We start from the raw sequence: 16,433 nt of genomic DNA, 5'->3' as shown, positions 1-16,433 counted from the left end.
CTGAGCGGGCCTGAGCGGGACCGGACCCGTCGCCGTCGCCCTACTCCCCCCGCCGCCGCTTCGTCCTCGGGTCCAGCCGGCGCAACATCAGCAGCGCGATCAGGCCGTAGACCGCGATCTGACCGATCAGGATGCCGATGTTGCGATACCAGACGTGCGGATCGTGCTTCCACAGCGGATCCGGCGACTCGTCGGGTTTGCGCGGCAGTTGGGTGGCCAGATCTATCGTGCTGCCCGCCGCGGCGAACGCCCAGCGGGCCGGCGCCAGCCAGGAGATCTGCTCGATGCCGGCCTTGTCGTTCAGCGGGAACAGCCCGCCGCACAGCACCACCTGCACGATCGCGATCACCACGAGCAGCGGCATGGCCAACTCGGCGCTGCCGATCGACGCGGAGACCACCAGGCCCACCGTCATCGCCGCTATCGCCGACAACACCACCGCGATGCCGATCTCGACGATCGGCGGGCCGAGCACCACACCCTTGGCGGGCAACTTCAGGCCGACCAGCGCGACGGCGGTGAGCACCGCGCCCTGGAGCGAGGAGATCATCCCCAGGACCAGGATCTTCGAGCCGAGGTAGGCGGACACCGACAGTCCGGCGCTGCGCTCGCGCCGGTAGATCGCCCGCTCCTTGATCAGCTCGTTGACCGCGGTCGCGGTGCCCATCAGGCCGCTGATCACGAACAGGACCAGCAGCTTGGTGGTCGCCTCCTGGTTCGAGCCCGGCGGCGATCCCTCCGGGCTGACCAGCTTGCCCGGGATCACCCGGACCAGCAGACCCAGGAACAGCGGCGCTATCGCCAACAGCGCCAGGTACTTCCGGTCCGAGGAGATCACCGCGAGGTAGCGCCGGGACAGCGTGGTCAGTTGGGAGAACCAGCCCTGCGGTTTCGGCGGCTTCGTCTGCGGCCGTTCGCCCTGCTCGGCGTGCGCGCGGTCGCGACCGACCTCTATGTACCTGCCGAACAACTCCGAACGGCGGAACGGTCCCTCGTAGTCGCGGTCGGGCTCGTCGTCGAACATCGTGAAGACTTCGGGCCAGTCGTCCCGGCCGAAGAACGGCAGCGCCTCGGCCGGCGGTCCGAAGTAGGCGATCCGCCCGCCGGGGGCGAGCACGAGCACCCGGTCGCAGACATTCAGACTGCGGGTGCTGTGCGTGACCACGATGACCGTGCGGCCGTCGTCGGCGAGTTCGCGCAGCTTCTCCATCACCGAACGTTCCAGGCCCTCGTCCAGGCCGGAGGTCGGCTCGTCCAGGAACAGTACGGACGGCTTGGTGAGCAACTCGACGGCCACGCTGACCCGCTTGCGCTGGCCGCCGGAGAGGCTGCTGACCTTCGTGTCGGCGTACGGCGAACCGGCGCCGCGCGGCACCTTGTCCAGGCTCAGCTCGCCGATCACCTCCTCGACCCGGCGCTCGCGCTCGGCCGCCTCGGTGTCCTCGGGGAAGCGCAGTTGGGCCGCGTAGCGCAGCGCGGTACGCGCGGTGAGCTGGGCGTGCAGGATGTCGTCCTGCGGCACCAGGCCGATCCGCTGGCGCAGTTCGGCGTTGTTCGCGTACAGGTCGCGGCCGTCGTAGAGGATCTTCCCGCTGGCCGCGCGCCGGCTGCCGGTGAGCGCGCCGAGCAGGGTGGACTTGCCCGCGCCGGAACCGCCGACGATGGCCAGCAGGTTGCGCTCGGCGAGCGGGAAGGAGACGTTGTCGAGCAGGACCCGCTTGCCCGCCTTGACGGTGAGGTTCTGTACCTCCAGGGACACCTCGCCGGTGTCGATGAACTCGCGCAACTCCTGGCCGTCGAGCCGGAAGGTGGCGTGTCCGATGCCGACCAGGTCCTGTTCGCCGAGCAGGGCACGTTCGATCGGCTGCCCGTTGAGGAAGGTGCCGTTGTGGCTGCCCAGGTCGACGATCTCGCGCCGGCCGCCGGGAGTGGTGCGCAGCTCGGCGTGGTGGCGGGAGACCATCAGGTCGGTGAGGACCAGGTCGTTGTCCAGGGCGCGGCCGATCCGCAGGGTGCGCACCGGGAGCGGGATGACCAGGCAGGGCTGGCGGTCCACGCTCGGGCGCGGATCCACCGCCGGTCCGTCGTCGTGCGCCGGCCGGCCCGACAGGCCCGCCGGTTCCGGGACTTGGTCGGCCGGCTCGGCGGCCCGGGGTGGCTCGGCGCGGTACGGCGGCTGCGCCGCGGGCGGCGGTTCGGCGCGGCGTGGCGGCGGTTCGCTGCGCCGCGGCGGTTCGGGGATCGATACCTGCTCGGGCCGCGCCACCCGGGGCGGCACCACCTCGGTCACCGACGTCTCGGGCGCGAGGCGCAGCGGATCGCCGTCGTCGGGATCGCCGAGCAGCACCTCGCAGCCCTGGCCGACGACCACTCGATGGACCCGATTGCCGCGCACCCACGAGCCGTTGACGCTGTTCCCGTCGACGTACTCCCAGCCGTCGGGACCCACCCGCAGGATCGCGTGTCGGCGGGATACGCGGCGATCGTCGAGCACGATCGCGCAGGACGGATCGCGACCGACGACGTGTTCGCGGCCGGGATCCAGGATCACGGGTGTACCGGCGCTGGTGCCGACGGTCAGGTGCGGCACTGCCGGTCCTTCTGGCGCGTAGCTGTCCCCCACTCTTCGAGAGTGTAGGGACGCGGGGGCCCTGCGGGCAGGCTTTCGCAACCGGAACCGCGGGGAACCACTCCGAAGGATGATTCCGGGCGATAGTGTCCGATCCCCAGTCCGGTCGAATCCGTTGACGCGGGACCCGGTGCGCTCGATAGTCGAGTTTGTCCCGCTCATCCGGCAGCCGGGTCGCATGTGACAGGAGCGGTCGTGTCCTGGAACCAACAGCACCACGCGCCACAGCACGATCCGCCTCCGGCCGTCCCCGCCCATTGGGGCGGCGTCGCACCGTGGCTGCACGCGCTCGGCGCGGTGGTCGCCGCGTTCGGCGCGATGGCCGTCGCGGCGTGGTCGGCGCTGTGGTTGCTGGGCGCGAACGACCTGGGATCGGGCACGATGCCCGCCCTGGTCGCGGCGGTGCTGGCCCTGGCGGTGGGCGGCACGGTCGACCTGAAGGGGGCCGAACAGGGCAGCGCGGGCAACGACTTCCTCAGTCAGCTCACCGGGGACGTCTCGCTCGCGCAGGGCACCGGTCGGGTCGACATCATGCTGCTCGGCATCGGGCTGATCGGCGCGCTGGTGCTCGGGTGGTTGTTTCTGCGCCCGCTGCGACACCGGCTGGTGATCGGCGCGCTCGACCTGATCGTGCACGGTGTGCGGGTGCTGGTGTTCACGATGGCCGCGCTCGGCGTGGTCGGGTCGCTGGGCAAACATTCGCTGCCGGTGGACAGATTCGTCTCGAAGCTCGGCGGCGCGCAGGCCCAGGACGTGATGGGGATCTTCAACCTCGGTGCGGCGGGGCGGTTCGAGACCCGGGTCGGCGGCACGCTCGCGTTCGGCGCGTTGTGGCTGCTGATCACCCTGGTCGGTGCCGTCGCGGTGTCGGTGCGCGGACCGCTGCCGCTGAGGTGGTTGCGCCATCGGCCGGTGCTCCGGGCGCCGGTGGCCGGGCTGTTCGCGGTGCTGCTGGCGGCGGTGGTGACCGGCGTGGTGGGTACACCGTTCGTGGCCGCCTCGGCGCCGGCGCCCAAGCGGATGATCGGCGGCATGTTGTTCGCGCTGCCCAACGCGGTGTGGTTACTGGCCTCACTCGGTCTGGGCATCCCGTGGAAGGCCGGCACGACCACGCCGACCGGGGGCGGGTTCTCGTTCGGTCTGCCCGGCCCGCTGGGCAAGTTGGTCAAGGCCTCCGCCGGGGACGGGCTGCCCATCCGGATCGACCGGCTGGCCGAGTTGGACTCGCGCGCGTGGTTCGTACCGGTGTTCTCCGCGCTGCTCCTGCTGCTGGGCGGGACGTTGATGGCGCTGCGCGCGCCGGCGACGGTGCGGCCGGTGCAGCATGCGTGGCGGTTCGCGGTGGTGCTGGCCGGCGGACTGCTCGTGGTCGCCTATCTGATGCAGCTTCAGCTCAAGGTCGCGGTGTCGGTTTTCGGCGGGGTGGTCGCGCCCGGCGCTTCGGTGTCGTTGCACGCGGACTATCTGTGGACCCTGCTGCTCGGGCTGCTGTGGGGTGGGTGTGCCGGGTTCATCGGCGGCGCGGTGGCGGATTGGGTGCGGTATCGGCAGGGCGACGCGGGCGCCGCGCTGCCGGTGTCGGGGGCGCCGCACGCGACGCCGGCGGCGCTGCGGCAGCCGGCGGTCGGATACCCGCCGCCGGGTCGGACGGGGGTGCCGCCGGGTGGGCCGCCGCATCCGCCCGCGCCGCCTGGGCCGCCTGCGCCGGCTTGGCCGCCTGGGCCGCCGTATTCGAACAGACCCGGGCAGGCGTACCGTCCACCGCCGCCGCACGATCCGCAGGGGCCGCCCCAGGCGGGGCCCTGGCCTGGGTAGATTCGGCCGGCGCGACGGTTGGCGTGGTGTTCGTACCGTGGACCTGTGACGCGTGTGCCGTCGAACGGCCGGTACCGTGAAGCATCATGAATGCGCCGCGCACTCTTCTCGTCAAGATCTTCGGCAAGGACCGGCCGGGGGTGACCGCGAGCCTCTTCGAGATCCTGGCCGGGCACGCCGTCGAGGTCGTCGACGTCGAGCAGACCGTCACCCGGGGCCGGCTCACGCTGTGCGTCCTGATCACCACACCGACCGACGAGGGCCGGCTGCGCGCGGGCGTGCATCGCTGGGCGGACGGGGAGCGTCTCGAGGCGGAGATCCTCTCCGGCGTCGGCGACAACCGCCCGCGTGGCGAGGGTCGCTCGCATGTGACCGTGCTCGGCCACCCGCTGGAGGCGGAAGCTTTCGCCGGGATAGCGCGCCGGATCGCGGGCACCGGCGCCAACATCGACCGGATCTTCCGCCTGGCCAAGTATCCGGTGACCGCGATCGAGCTCCAGGTCTCCGGCGTCGAGACGGACAAGCTCCGGCTGGAACTGGCCACCGAGGCGGCCGAGCGCGGCGTGGACATCGCGGTGCAACCGTCCGGGCTGCGCCGGCGGGCCAAGCGGCTGATCGTGATGGACGTCGACTCGACCCTGATCCAGGGCGAGGTGATCGAACTGCTCGCCGAGCACGCGGGCTGCCTCGACGAGGTGGCCGAGGTGACGGCCGCCGCGATGCGCGGCGAACTGGACTTCGCCGAGTCGCTGCGGGCGCGGGTGGCATTGCTCGCGGGGTTGGACGAGGACGCGATCGGCAAGGTCCGCGAGCAGGTGGTGCTCACTCGCGGGGCGCGCACGTTGGTCCGTACGCTCAAGCGGCTGGGCTACCAGGTCGGCATCGTCTCCGGCGGCTTCACCCAGGTCACCGACGCGTTGGTGGAGAAGCTCGGCCTGGACTACAGCGCGGCCAACACCCTCGAGGTGGTGGACGGCAAGCTCACCGGGCGGGTGATCGGCGAGATCGTCGACCGGGCGGGCAAGGCCAGGATGTTGCGGGGCTTCGCGGCGGAGGCGGGTGTGCCGCTCACCGCCACGGTGGCGATCGGCGACGGCGCGAACGACCTGGACATGTTGAACGCGGCGGGCCTCGGCGTGGCCTTCAACGCCAAGCCGGTGGTCCGCGAGGCCGCCGACACGGCGGTCAACGTCCCGTTCCTGGACACGGTCCTCTTCCTCCTCGGCGTCACCCGAGACGAAATCGAAGCGGCGGACGCGGCCGACGCATAGCGCCGTACGGCCGACCGGTCCATGCACCTGGCCGGTGGGGCGTGGCGCCGTACGGCCCACCGGATCGATCGACCGACCCGACACCCCGTCGGGCGCCCTCAAGCGCCGGACGGGCTGAAAGGCTTGTCCTCAAACGCCGGACGGGCTGAGGGGGTTGGCCCCGGTCGCGGACGAACCAGGCGCACCCGCCGACACTGCACGGGCCGAAGGGGCCTGGTCTCGGACGCCGGGCAGCGCGAAGGGGCCGGGCCCGGCTGTCGAACGAACCAGGGCCAACCCGCCCACCCTGCACGGGCCGAAGGGGCCTGGTCTCGGACGCCGGGCAAGCTCAAGAAGCGAGCCCCGGCCACCGGACGAACCTGCGCCGATCCCCCACCCCGCACGGACCGGCCAGGCTCGCGGCCGGCCCGCCCAATCAACCAACCGGGGCCGACCCTCCGTCACCCCACGGGCCGGAGCGGCCTGCCCCCGGACGGCGAAGAGCGCCTGGCGGGCCGTGGGGGGCGCGCCGGCGCTCGACGTTTGTTCCGGGTCGGTCAGGACGCCGGGGTGGTGAATCTGGACAGGTGGGCGGAGCGTTCCTGGAGGTCGGACCACGGGGTGTGCAGGCTCAGGATCGCCACCGCCGACGTCGGGTACTTCTCCCGGAGCCGGACCAGGGTGTCGTCCTCGCCGCTGCCGGCCAGTGCGTTGACCAGCGTGGCCACCCCCGGGTTGTGCCCGATCAGCAGCAGCGTGTCCACTTCGTCGGGAGTCTCCTGGACGAGGTAGAGCAGCGCCTGCGCGCTCGCCTCGTAGACCCGCTCGTCGTAGACGGTGTGCGGCTTGTGGTCGTAGACCTTGCCCAGCAGACGCCAGGTCTCGCGCGTGCGCACCGCCGGCGAGCACACCACCAGATCCGGGGTGATGCCGCTGTCGAGCAGTCGATGCCCGGTCTCGGCGGCGTCCTTGCGCCCGCGTTCGGCGAGGGGTCGCTCGTGGTCCGGCCCGTCGGGCCACTCGGCCTTCGCGTGCCTCATCACCACAAGGTTGCGCTGTCGGTGGGATGCCATGGGTTCAGCCTCTCAGACATCGGCCGTTGTGCACTGCGCGTCGGCGGCCGAAACTTTCCCGCGCCGGCCGGATCGGGCGGGTGCCCGTCCGACACGCACAGCGGGTCGGGACCGAGTATCCGGTCCCGACCCGCCCGTTGCAGCCAAGTAACCAACTGGGGTGTCGCGTCAGCCGGCCGGCGGGCGCGGAATCCGCCGCGAGCGGGAGACGCTCTCGTCGTGGCCGGCCGTACCCGGGTAGGTCGGCTCGTAGCCCGGCGTCGCGTAGCCGTGCCCACCGGCGTAGCCGTTCGCACCGGCGTACGCGGGGACCGGCTCGCCGACCGGGGCCGGCGCCTCGCTCGCCTCGTCGCCGTGGTCCATCTGCGGCAGCCAGCCCAGCCAGCGCGGCAGGTACCAGTTGTGGTCGCCGAGCAGGCTCATCACGGCCGGCAGCAGCAGACCGCGGATGATCGTCGCGTCCAGCAGGACCGCGACCGCCAGACCGACACCGAACTGCTTCATCGACTGCATCGACAGGGTGCCGAAGACCGCGAACACCGCGACCATGATCGTCGCCGCGCTGGTGACGACGCCGGCGGTGGTCCGGATGCCGTGCGAGACCGCCGACTTGGTGTCCATGCCCTTGTCGTACGCCTCACGGATTCGCGAGACCACGAACACGTGGTAGTCCATCGACAGGCCGAACAGGATCACGAACAGGAACATCGGGATCCAGGAGACGACCGCCCCCGGCGCGGTGGTGCCGACCAGGGTGTCGCCGTAGCCGTGCTGGAAGACCAGCGTCATCACGCCGTACGCGGCGCCCACCGACAGCAGGTTGAGCACGATCGCGGTGACCGCGATGGCGATCGACCGGAACGACACCAGCATCAGCAGGAACGCGAAGCCGAGTACGAAGGCGAAGATCGGCAGCTGGGCCGAGTCGAGCTTGTCGTTGAAGTCCTTGTTGCCCGCGGTGCCGCCGGTGACCGGGGAGTCCTGGACGTTGTCGATCTTGCCCAGGGTGTCCGGGATCACCGTGTCCCGCAGGGTGGCCAGGGCCTTGTTGCTGGTCGAGTCGGTGCCGGAGCCGGCGAGCGGTACGGAGATCTTGTAGAGGTTGGTCTTGCCCTGCCGCTCGACCTCGATCGGCTCGTGCATCTGACCGGTGGCGATCGCCGCCTTGCGGAAGTTCTCGAAGATCGCGGGCAGCTTGGGGTCGTCCGGGTTCTTCACCTTGGCCACGACCTGGGCGGGCGACGGGCCGCCGGGGAACGCCTTGTCGATGTGCTGGTAGGTCTGCACGATGGACAGGTCGGTGGGCAGTTCCTTGTCCAGCGGAAGTTGCGCGGTCTTCATCCCGATCGCCGGGATGGTCAGCGCGATCAGCAGGCCGCCGGCGAGCACCGCGGTGGCCCTGGGCCGGGCCAGCACCACACCCAGGATCTTGCCCCACGCCCTGCTGCCGCCGGTGGGGCGACGCATCTTGGCCAGGCCGGGGATCTTGCCGAGGTCGACCTTGTCGCCGAGCATCGACAGCAGCGCGGGCAGCACGGTGAGCGAACCGAGCACCGCGGTGAGCACCACCAGGATGGTCGCGGAGGCCATCGACTCGAACTCGGTGAGCCCGGAGAGCAGCAGGCCGGCCATCGCGACGATCACGGTGATGCCGGAGATGAGCACCGACCGGCCGGAGGTGGCCGCGGCGATCCGCAGCGCGGTGTCCGCATCGCGGCCCTTGGCCCGCTCCTCGCGCTCGCGGCGCAGGTAGAACATGCAGTAGTCGACACCGACCGCCAGGCCGATCAGCAGCATGATCGACTGGGCGTTGTCCCCGACCGGCATCAACCGGCTGCTGAGGGCGAGCAGGCCACCGGCGGCGATGAACGCGGTGAGCGCGAGGGCCACCGGGAGCAGTGCGGCGACCACGGCGCCGAAGGCGACCAGCAGGATGCCGAGCGCGAGCGGGACGGCGGTCCATTCGGCGCGGGTGAAGTCCTTGGCGATGGTGTCCTTGAACCACTTGTCGCCACTGGCACTGCCGAACTGCTCGACCACCACGTCCGGATGCGCGGCGCGGGCGGCGGCCACCGCGTCCAGCACCGGCTGGATGTTGTCGGCGGCCTTCTCGCTGTCACCGGTCATGTCGAACTGGATCAGCGCCGAGTGGTTGTCCGAGGAGACCCCGCCCTTCCCCGCGTAGGGAGAGCGCAGGTGCGTGGTGGCGGGGCCCTTGTTGTCCTTGATCTGCGTGGCGCTGACGCGGGCTATCACGTCGTCCACCGCGGCGATGAACTTCGGATCCTGCGCCACCAGCTTGTCGCTGCGCACCAGGACCATCTCGCCGGCGGCCTCCTTGATGCCCGCGTCGTCGAGCATCCGCGCGGCGCGCCCGGAGTCCCCCACCCCGCGCTCGGCCTTGCCGATCTTCTCGGTACCGCTCATGCCCCCGATCACCACGGCCAGGACCACGAACAGCAGCCACCCGAATACCGCCGTCTTGCGATGCTGTGCACTCCAGCCACCGATCGAGGCGGCGAAATTGCGCCTGGATGCCATTGGTCCCCGCTCCTGTGTGCTCCGCTTGCCGAAGGTTTTCCTCGACAGGGAAGAAGGTATTGGCGGGCGGCGGGCGGCCACATCCTGCGGACCGGTGTCTCGATCGGGGGGTCAGGCACCCCTGCGTAGTAGGGCTGGCCCCACCCTTGAGAAGGAGTCCGAAGGGGATCAGTCGGGGCATAACCGGATACGTGTAAGGGAAACGTTTTTCGATCATGGTCGTGACCTGCGACGATGCCTCCGGGCAGGGTCAGGGGAGGCATCGGTCGGATGGGGGGTCTACACGTGTGCACAACGCCGAGCGGGGGATACGGAGTTCCCCTGCGATCGGGCGGGGGCGGACACCCGCCGGTCGGGTCGCCGGGCGCGGTCTGCGAAACTCGTCGCCATGGCTGCTACATCTGGCGACTCCGCCAAGGCGCGGTACGAGCGGGCCATGGCCGCTCGCAAGGCCCGCGAGGAACGTACGCACGCGGAGGAGGTCGCGCGGGTCAACGCGCGGAACGAGATCCTGGCCCGGAAGGCCGCGGAGTCGGGTGCGGACGACTCGATTCGGCAGACGGTGATGGCGCCGCCGGATCCGACGAAGTCGTCGGCTCGGCAACTCGGGCAGATCCTGGGGATCATGCTGGTGATCACCGTGCTGATCTCGATCGCGGCGACGATCGCGGCGTGGACCGGGTAGGGGTTTTTCGCCCACCCGCCCACCCGTTGCCCTGACGAATCAGGCTGCGGTTTTAGTAGCTGCGGCTCCGCTGATCCGGCCTCGCGGCCCACATACGCGTATGGCCCGACCGCCGGACCTTGGTGGTCGGGTGGTCGGGCCAAATGCGCGTACTACGCGCCGATCGCGTGCAAACCGCCGTCCACGTGGATGATCTCGCCCGTGGTCTTGGGGAACCAGTCGGAGAGCAGTGCCACCACGCCCCTCGCGGCCGGGTCCGCGTCGCGGAGGTCCCAGCCCAGGGGGGCCTTTTCGTTCCAGACGCCTTCGAACTTCTCGAAGCCGGGGATGCTGTTGGCGGCCATCGTCTTGACCGGGCCCGAGGAGATCAGGTTGACCCGGATGTTCTTCTCGCCCAGGTACTTGGCCAGGTAGCGCGAGGTCGACTCGAGCGCGCCCTTGGCCACGCCCATCCAGTCGTAGCCCGGCCACGCCACCTGCGCGTCGAAGTCCAGGCCGACCACCGAGCCGCCCTCCTCGCCGATCAGCGGCAGGCAGGCCATGGTCAGCGACTTCAGCGAGTACGCCGACACCTGCACCGCGGTGGCCACGTCGGCCCACTCGGTGTTCAGGAAGTTGCCGCCGAGCGCGTCCTTGGGGCCGAACGCGATCGAGTGCACGACGCCGTCGAGCGCGGGCACGTGCGCGCGCACGTTGTCGGCCAGCGCCGCGAGGTGTTCGGGGTTCGTTGCGTCCAGCTCGATCACCGGGGCCGGCTTCGGCAGCCGGTTCGCGATCCGGTTGACCAGGGAGAGTCGCCCGAATCCGGTCAGTACGACCTCGGCACCCTCCTCCTGGGCCCGCTTCGCGACGTGGAAGCCGATCGAGGCGTCGGTGATGACGCCGGTGACGAGAATGCGCTTGCCCGCAAGCAGGTCGCCCATGAGTTCAGTGCCCCATTCCAAGTCCGCCGTCCACAGGGATGACGGCTCCGGTGATGTACGACGCGGCGTCCGAGGTCAGGAACTTGACCACGCCGGCGACCTCGTCCACGTGCGCGTAGCGCGCCAGCGGGATCTCCTTGAGGATCTGCGCCTTGCGCTCCTCGCCCAGCACCTCGGTCATCGCGGTGTCCACGAAGCCCGGCGCGACCACGTTCGTGGTGATGTTGCGCGAGCCCAGCTCGCGCGCGATCGAGCGGGCGAAGCCGACCAGACCGGCCTTGGAGGCCGCGTAGTTGGCCTGCCCGGGCGAGCCGAGCAGCCCGACCACCGACGAGATCAGCACGATCCGGCCCTTGCGCGCCCGCAACATGCCCTTGCTGGCGCGCTTGACCACGCGGAACGTGCCGGTCAGGTTGGTGTCGATGACGCTGGTGAAGTCCTCTTCGCTCATCCGCAGCAGGAGGGTGTCCTTGGTGATCCCGGCGTTGGCCACCAATACCTCGACCGGGCCGTGCGCGGCCTCGATCTCCTTGAACGCCTGCTCGACCTGCTCGCCGTCGGTGATGTCGCAACGCACCCCGAGCAGGCCCTCCGGGGGCTCGCCGGAGCGATAGGTGATCGCGACCTTGTCGCCGTCGGCGGCGAAGGCCCGGGCGATGGCCAGGCCGATGCCCCGGTTTCCTCCCGTGACCAGTACGGACCGGCTCAACGGATCACTCCTTCGTCCTGTTTGTCCTCGGCAGCGCGCAGGCCGTCGGCATGCGTCACGATGACGCTATCGGGCTACCCCGGGGTAACGGGAATCCGGTCCGGGACAGCGTCCGCCGGCCGATCGTTGTGGGAACCCGACAACGACCCTCGGCAGCGGAGCCGATCGCTCCACCCGCCAAATCCGGCCGGCCTGCCTCCGGCAGGTTTGGTTCCGCTTGGCCCGGCGCAAGACCCGTCCGACCGAGGAGCGGTCCGAGCCGAAAAGCCGGAATGCCGGCGACATCGTGTCTGGTTGACTGAACGACGCGAGCCGACAGGCCGAACGTATGGAGGAATGGGTGCCCAACGAGATCGATCCGACGTTCCTCGCCTATCCCCTTCGGGAGCTGGCCGCCGCGGCCCTGTCCCGAGCCGGGGAACTGGGCGCCGAACACGCGGACTTCCGCTTCGAGCGGGTACGAGACGCGTCCTTCCGGCTGCGCGACGGGCGGACCGACTCGTCCGTGGACACCACCGACGTGGGCTTCGCGGTGCGGGTGGTGCACGAGGGGGCGTGGGGCTTCGCGGCGGGCGTGGACCTGACCCCGGAGGCCGCGGCGTACGTCGCCGAGCAGGCCGTCGCGGTCGCGCGCGTGTCCCGGTCGGTGCGCGAGGCGGCCGGTGCGGGCGAGACGGTCGCGCTGGCCGAGGAGCCGGTGCACGCCGACGCGACCTGGATCTCGGCGTACAAGATCAACCCGTTCGACGTGCCCGAGGCGGAGCGGATCGCGCTGCTCGCCCGGTGGAGTCGCGAACTGCTGGCCGCCGACGGTGTGGACCACGTGGACGCGACCTGCATGGTGGTCCAGGAGAACAAGTTCTACGCGGACTCCGCGGGCACCACCACGACGCAGCAGCGGGTGCGGATACACCCGCAGCTGACCGTGATCGCGGTGGACCGCGAGTCCGGCGCCTACGAGACGATGCGCACCATCGCACCGCCGGTCGGCCGGGGTTGGGAATACGTCAAGGGCGAGGGCTGGGACTGGGACGAGGAGTTGGCCTCGCTGCCGGGGCTGCTCGCCGAGCGCCTGAAGGCGCCGAGCGTCGAAGCCGGCGAATACGACCTGGTGATCGATCCGAGCAACCTGTGGCTGACCATCCACGAGTCGATCGGGCACGCCACCGAGCTGGACCGCGCGCTGGGCTACGAGGCCGCCTACGCGGGCACCTCGTTCGCCACCTTCGACCAGCTCGACAAGCTCCGGTACGGCTCGCCGGTGATGCACGTCACCGGCGACCGCACCGTGCAACACGGCCTGGCCACCATCGGCTTCGACGACGAGGGGGTGGCGACGCAGAGCTGGGACCTGGTCACCGACGGCGTCCTGACCGGCTATCAGCTGGATCGGCGGATGGCGCTGATGCAGGGTCTGGGGCGGTCGAACGGGTGCGCGTACGCGGACTCCCCCGGGCACGTCCCGGTGCAGCGGATGGCCAACGTCTCGCTCCAGCCGGGCGAGGACAACCTGTCCACGGCCGAGCTGATCGGCCGGGTGCATCGCGGGCTCTACATCGTCGGCGACAAGTCGTGGTCGATCGACATGCAGCGGTACAACTTCCAGTTCACCGGCCAGCGTGCCTACCTGATCGAGGACGGGCGAATCGTCGGGCAGGTCAAGGACTTCGCCTACCAGGCGACCACCACCGACTTCTGGGGCTCGATGGAGGCCGTCGGCGGCCCGGGCACCTACGTCCTCGGCGGCGCCTTCAACTGCGGCAAGGCGCAACCCGGACAGGTCGCGGCGGTCAGCCACGGGTGTCCGTCGGCGCTGTTTCGCGGTGTGCGGGTCCTCAACACGGTTCAGGAGGCGGGTCGATGAGCAGCGGGCAGACCGTGGTGACGCGGCCGGACGAGACGGTCGAGCGAGCGCTGGCACTGGCCAAGTCGGACGGCTGCGTGGTGATCGCCGAGGAGACGTCGGCGGCGAACCTGCGCTGGGCGGGCAACACGCTGACCACCAACGGCGAGACGCGGGGCCGCCGGGTGACGGTGGTGGCCACCGTCGCGGGCACCGAGGGCACCGCGTCGGGGACGGTCTCGCGCAGCGGGGTGACGGTGGATCAGCTGGAGGGGCTGGTCCGGGCCGCCGAGGCGGCGGCCCGGGACGCCGGTCCGGCCGAGGACGCGCGACCGCTCCTGGGGGCCGGCGGCGGCCCGGACGGCGGCTTCACCGAGGCACCGGCGCAGACCTCGATCGGGGTGTTCGCGGACTTCGCGCCGGAGCTGGGCGCGGCGTTCGGGCGGGCCCGGGAGGGCGAGCGGCTGCTGTACGGGTTCGCCTCGCATCAGCTGACCTCGACCTACGTGGGCACCTCGGCCGGGCTGCGGCGACGGCACGACCAGCCCACGGGACACGTCGAGTTGAATGCGAAGTCGGCCGACCTGAGCCGGTCGGCGTGGGGCGGGGTATCCACCCGCGACTTCCGGGACGTGGACCTGGCGGCGATCGACGCGGACCTCGGCCGGCGGCTGGCCTGGGCGAGCCGCACGATCGACCTGCCGGCGGGCCGCTACGAGACGCTGCTGCCGCCGACGGCGGTCGCGGACCTGATGGTCTATCTGTACTGGCAGGCGGGTGCCCGGGACGCACACGAGGGCCGGACGGTGTTCAGCAAGCCGGGCGGCGGTACCCGGATCGGGGATCGGCTCAGCGAGTTGCCGCTGACGCTGTACAGCGACCCGGCCTACCCGGGCCTGGAGTCCGCGCCGTTCACCATCGCGCACGCGTCCGGCGACTCGTCGTCGGTGTTCGACAACGGGCTCGGCCTGGCCCGGACGAACTGGGTCACCGACGGCGTGCTCTCGTCGCTGCTGACGAATCGGCACACCGCCGAGCTGACGGGGCTGCCGGTGGCGCCGGAGATCGACAACCTGATCCTGGACGGGCCGGCCGACGGGCCGAGTCTGGCGGACATGGTCGCGTCGACGTCGCGGGGGTTGTTGCTGACGTGTCTTTGGTACATCCGCGAGGTGGATCCGCAGACGCTGCTGCTGACCGGGCTGACCCGGGACGGGGTGTATCTCGTCGAGGGTGGCGAGGTGGTGGGCGCGGTGAACAACTATCGGTTCAACGAGTCGCCGGTGGACGTGTTGGGGCGGGCCGTCGAGGTGGGGCGGACCGAGCGGACGTATCCGCGCGAGTGGGGGGACTGGTTCACGCGGGCGGCGATGCCGCCTTTGCGGGTGCGGGACTTCAACATGTCGTCGGCGAGTCGGGCGCAGTGACCTTGCGGTCGGCCCGGGGCTTGGCCCGCCTTGTCCTCAGGCGCCGGACGGGCTGATTTTGGCTCCTCTTGCGCGCGTCGGCTGCGGATGCCTTTGGCGGGTCGCGGTCTTGGCTGCGGCCCGCATTGTCCTCAAACGCCGGACGGGCTGATTGTTGGCTCCTTGCCCGCATCGGCTGCGGAACGCCTTGGCTCGTCGCAGACCGGGCTGCGGCCCGCTCTGTCCTCAAGCGCCGGACCGGCTTGGGATTGGCTCCGTGGCTGGCGCAGGCTGCGGACCGCCGGGCGGTGCGCACCGGCCTGCGGCCCGCTTGTCCTCAAACGCCGGACGGGCTGAATGGCGGTTCCCTCGCCAGCATCGGCTACGGAACGCCTCGGCTCGTCGCAGACCGGCCTGCGGCCCGCTCTGTCCTCAAGCGCCGGACCGGCTTGGGATTGGCTCCGTGGACGGCGCAGGCTGCGGCCCGCTTGTCCTCAAACGCCGGACGGGCTGAATGGCGGTTCCCTCGCCAGCATCGGCTACGGAACGCCTCGGCTCGTCGCAGACCGGGCGTGCCCCGCTTTGTCCTCAAGCGCCGGACAGGCTGGGGATTGGCTCCGTGGACAGCGCGGGCCGCGGGCCGCATGTCCTCGGGCGCCGGACAGGCCGATTGTCGGCTCCCTCGCCCGCATGGCCTGCGGAACGCCTTGGCGAGTCGCAGACCGGCCTGCGGCCCGCGCTGTCCTCAAGCGCCGGACGAGCTGAATGTTGGCTCCCTTGCCCACATCGGCTGCGGAACGCCTCGGCGCGTCGCAGACCGGGCGCGGCCCGCTCATGCCCTCAAACGCCGGACGGCCTGGGGATTGGCCTCGGGCGCCGGGCAGGCCGATTGTCGGCTTCCTCGCCCGCATCGGCTGCGGAGGGCTTGTTCTCGGGCCGTGGGCTGGAAGTAAATCGGTTTGCCGGGGCGCGGGTTCGTGGTTTGTTGGGGGTGTTATGAACATCGTCAAAGTTTCGAAGTATCTGTCTCGGCATCTTCGGCATCAGCCGGAGCGGCTGGGGATTGTGTTGGATGAGGGGGGTTGGGTCGAGGTCGAGGTGCTGCTGGCCGCGTGTAACTCGCGTGGGGTGGTGCTGACTCGGGCCCAGCTGGAGCGGGTGGTCGCGGAGAACGACAAGCGGCGGTTTGCGTTTTCGGCGGATGGGACGCGGATTCGGGCCAGTCAGGGGCATACCGTCGCGGTGGATCTGGGGCTCGTGGAGGCCGTGCCGCCGGTGGTGCTCTACCACGGGACCAGCCCGGCGAGCGTGGCCGCGATCCTGGTCGAGGGGCTGCGCGCGATGGATCGGCACGACGTGCATCTGTCGGCCGATACCGAGACGGCCCGCCGGGTGGGGGCGCGGCGTGGGCGGCCCGTGGTGTTCGTGGTGCGCGCGGAGCGGATGGTCGCGGCGGGGCATGTGTTCCGGCGTTCGGACAACGGGGTCTGGCTGGTCCCCGCCGTACCGCCGGAGTTTCTGGAGCGGCTCGGCTGACCGTGCCCGCCGCTCCCCCACTC

The 16,433-nt window shown here is 70.8% G+C and carries 11 protein-coding genes; 6 read left to right on the top strand and 5 right to left on the bottom strand.

Going from position 1 to position 16,433, the window contains the following annotated elements:
- Positions 1–40: 40 nt before the first annotated feature.
- A complete protein-coding gene (locus ABIA38_RS02775) occupies positions 41–2,590 on the bottom strand; it encodes an FHA domain-containing protein (RefSeq protein WP_424636721.1) in 2,550 nt (849 codons plus the stop codon).
- A 234-nt stretch (positions 2,591–2,824) separates the two neighbouring features.
- Here ABIA38_RS02775 and ABIA38_RS02770 point away from each other — a divergent pair, with 234 nt between their 5' ends.
- Together ABIA38_RS02770 and serB are read left to right on the top strand one after the other, a co-directional pair.
- Positions 2,825–4,444, top strand: coding sequence for a streptophobe family protein (locus ABIA38_RS02770; protein ID WP_424636720.1), 1,620 nt, complete (start codon positions 2,825–2,827; stop codon positions 4,442–4,444).
- 86 nt (positions 4,445–4,530) lie between these two features.
- The gene (serB, locus tag ABIA38_RS02765) at positions 4,531–5,715 is read left to right on the top strand and encodes a phosphoserine phosphatase SerB (RefSeq protein WP_424636719.1); all 1,185 of its coding nucleotides are present in this window, start codon (positions 4,531–4,533) and stop codon (positions 5,713–5,715) included.
- Between the two features lie 536 nt (positions 5,716–6,251).
- Here serB and ABIA38_RS02760 read toward each other — a convergent pair.
- Positions 6,252–6,767, bottom strand: a complete 516-nt coding sequence (locus ABIA38_RS02760; RefSeq protein WP_424636718.1) for a SixA phosphatase family protein — start codon at positions 6,765–6,767, stop codon at positions 6,252–6,254.
- 168 nt (positions 6,768–6,935) lie between these two features.
- Positions 6,936–9,308 carry an MMPL family transporter gene (locus tag ABIA38_RS02755; RefSeq protein WP_424636717.1) on the bottom strand — a complete coding sequence of 791 codons (2,373 nt, stop codon included), beginning with the start codon at positions 9,306–9,308 and terminating at the stop codon, positions 6,936–6,938.
- Positions 9,309–9,696: 388 nt separating this feature from the next.
- Here ABIA38_RS02755 and ABIA38_RS02750 point away from each other — a divergent pair, with 388 nt between their 5' ends.
- Positions 9,697–9,993, top strand: a complete 297-nt coding sequence (locus ABIA38_RS02750) for a hypothetical protein (protein ID WP_424636716.1) — start codon at positions 9,697–9,699, stop codon at positions 9,991–9,993.
- A gap of 152 nt (positions 9,994–10,145) precedes the next feature.
- On the opposite strand, the gene fabI is transcribed toward ABIA38_RS02750, so the two are convergent.
- Positions 10,146–10,916, bottom strand: a complete 771-nt coding sequence (fabI, locus tag ABIA38_RS02745) for an enoyl-ACP reductase FabI (RefSeq protein WP_424636771.1) — start codon at positions 10,914–10,916, stop codon at positions 10,146–10,148.
- 4 nt (positions 10,917–10,920) lie between these two features.
- A complete protein-coding gene (gene fabG, locus ABIA38_RS02740) occupies positions 10,921–11,625 on the bottom strand; it encodes a 3-oxoacyl-[acyl-carrier-protein] reductase (RefSeq protein ID WP_424636715.1) in 705 nt (234 codons plus the stop codon).
- Positions 11,626–11,965: 340 nt separating this feature from the next.
- Here fabG and ABIA38_RS02735 point away from each other — a divergent pair, with 340 nt between their 5' ends.
- The 3 genes from ABIA38_RS02735 (at position 11,966) to ABIA38_RS02725 (ending at position 16,410) form a co-directional block, all read left to right on the top strand.
- The gene (locus ABIA38_RS02735; protein WP_424636714.1) at positions 11,966–13,489 is read left to right on the top strand and encodes a TldD/PmbA family protein; all 1,524 of its coding nucleotides are present in this window, start codon (positions 11,966–11,968) and stop codon (positions 13,487–13,489) included.
- Positions 13,486–14,895: a metallopeptidase TldD-related protein gene (locus ABIA38_RS02730; RefSeq protein ID WP_424636713.1), complete on the top strand. Its 1,410-nt coding sequence runs from the start codon at positions 13,486–13,488 to the stop codon at positions 14,893–14,895. Before ABIA38_RS02735 ends, ABIA38_RS02730 begins: the two co-directional genes overlap by 4 nt.
- Positions 14,896–15,870: 975 nt before the next feature.
- Entirely contained in the window at positions 15,871–16,410 is a 540-nt protein-coding gene (locus tag ABIA38_RS02725; protein WP_424636712.1) for an RNA 2'-phosphotransferase, read from the top strand.
- Positions 16,411–16,433: the final 23 nt, after the last annotated feature.

Origin of the sequence: Embleya sp. AB8 (genome assembly GCF_049739465.1) — a bacterium.
In the GTDB taxonomy this organism is placed as follows: domain Bacteria; phylum Actinomycetota; class Actinomycetes; order Streptomycetales; family Streptomycetaceae; genus Embleya.
The sequence above is the reverse complement of the archived record's forward strand: the minus strand, read 5'-3'. Positions and strand labels throughout refer to the sequence as shown.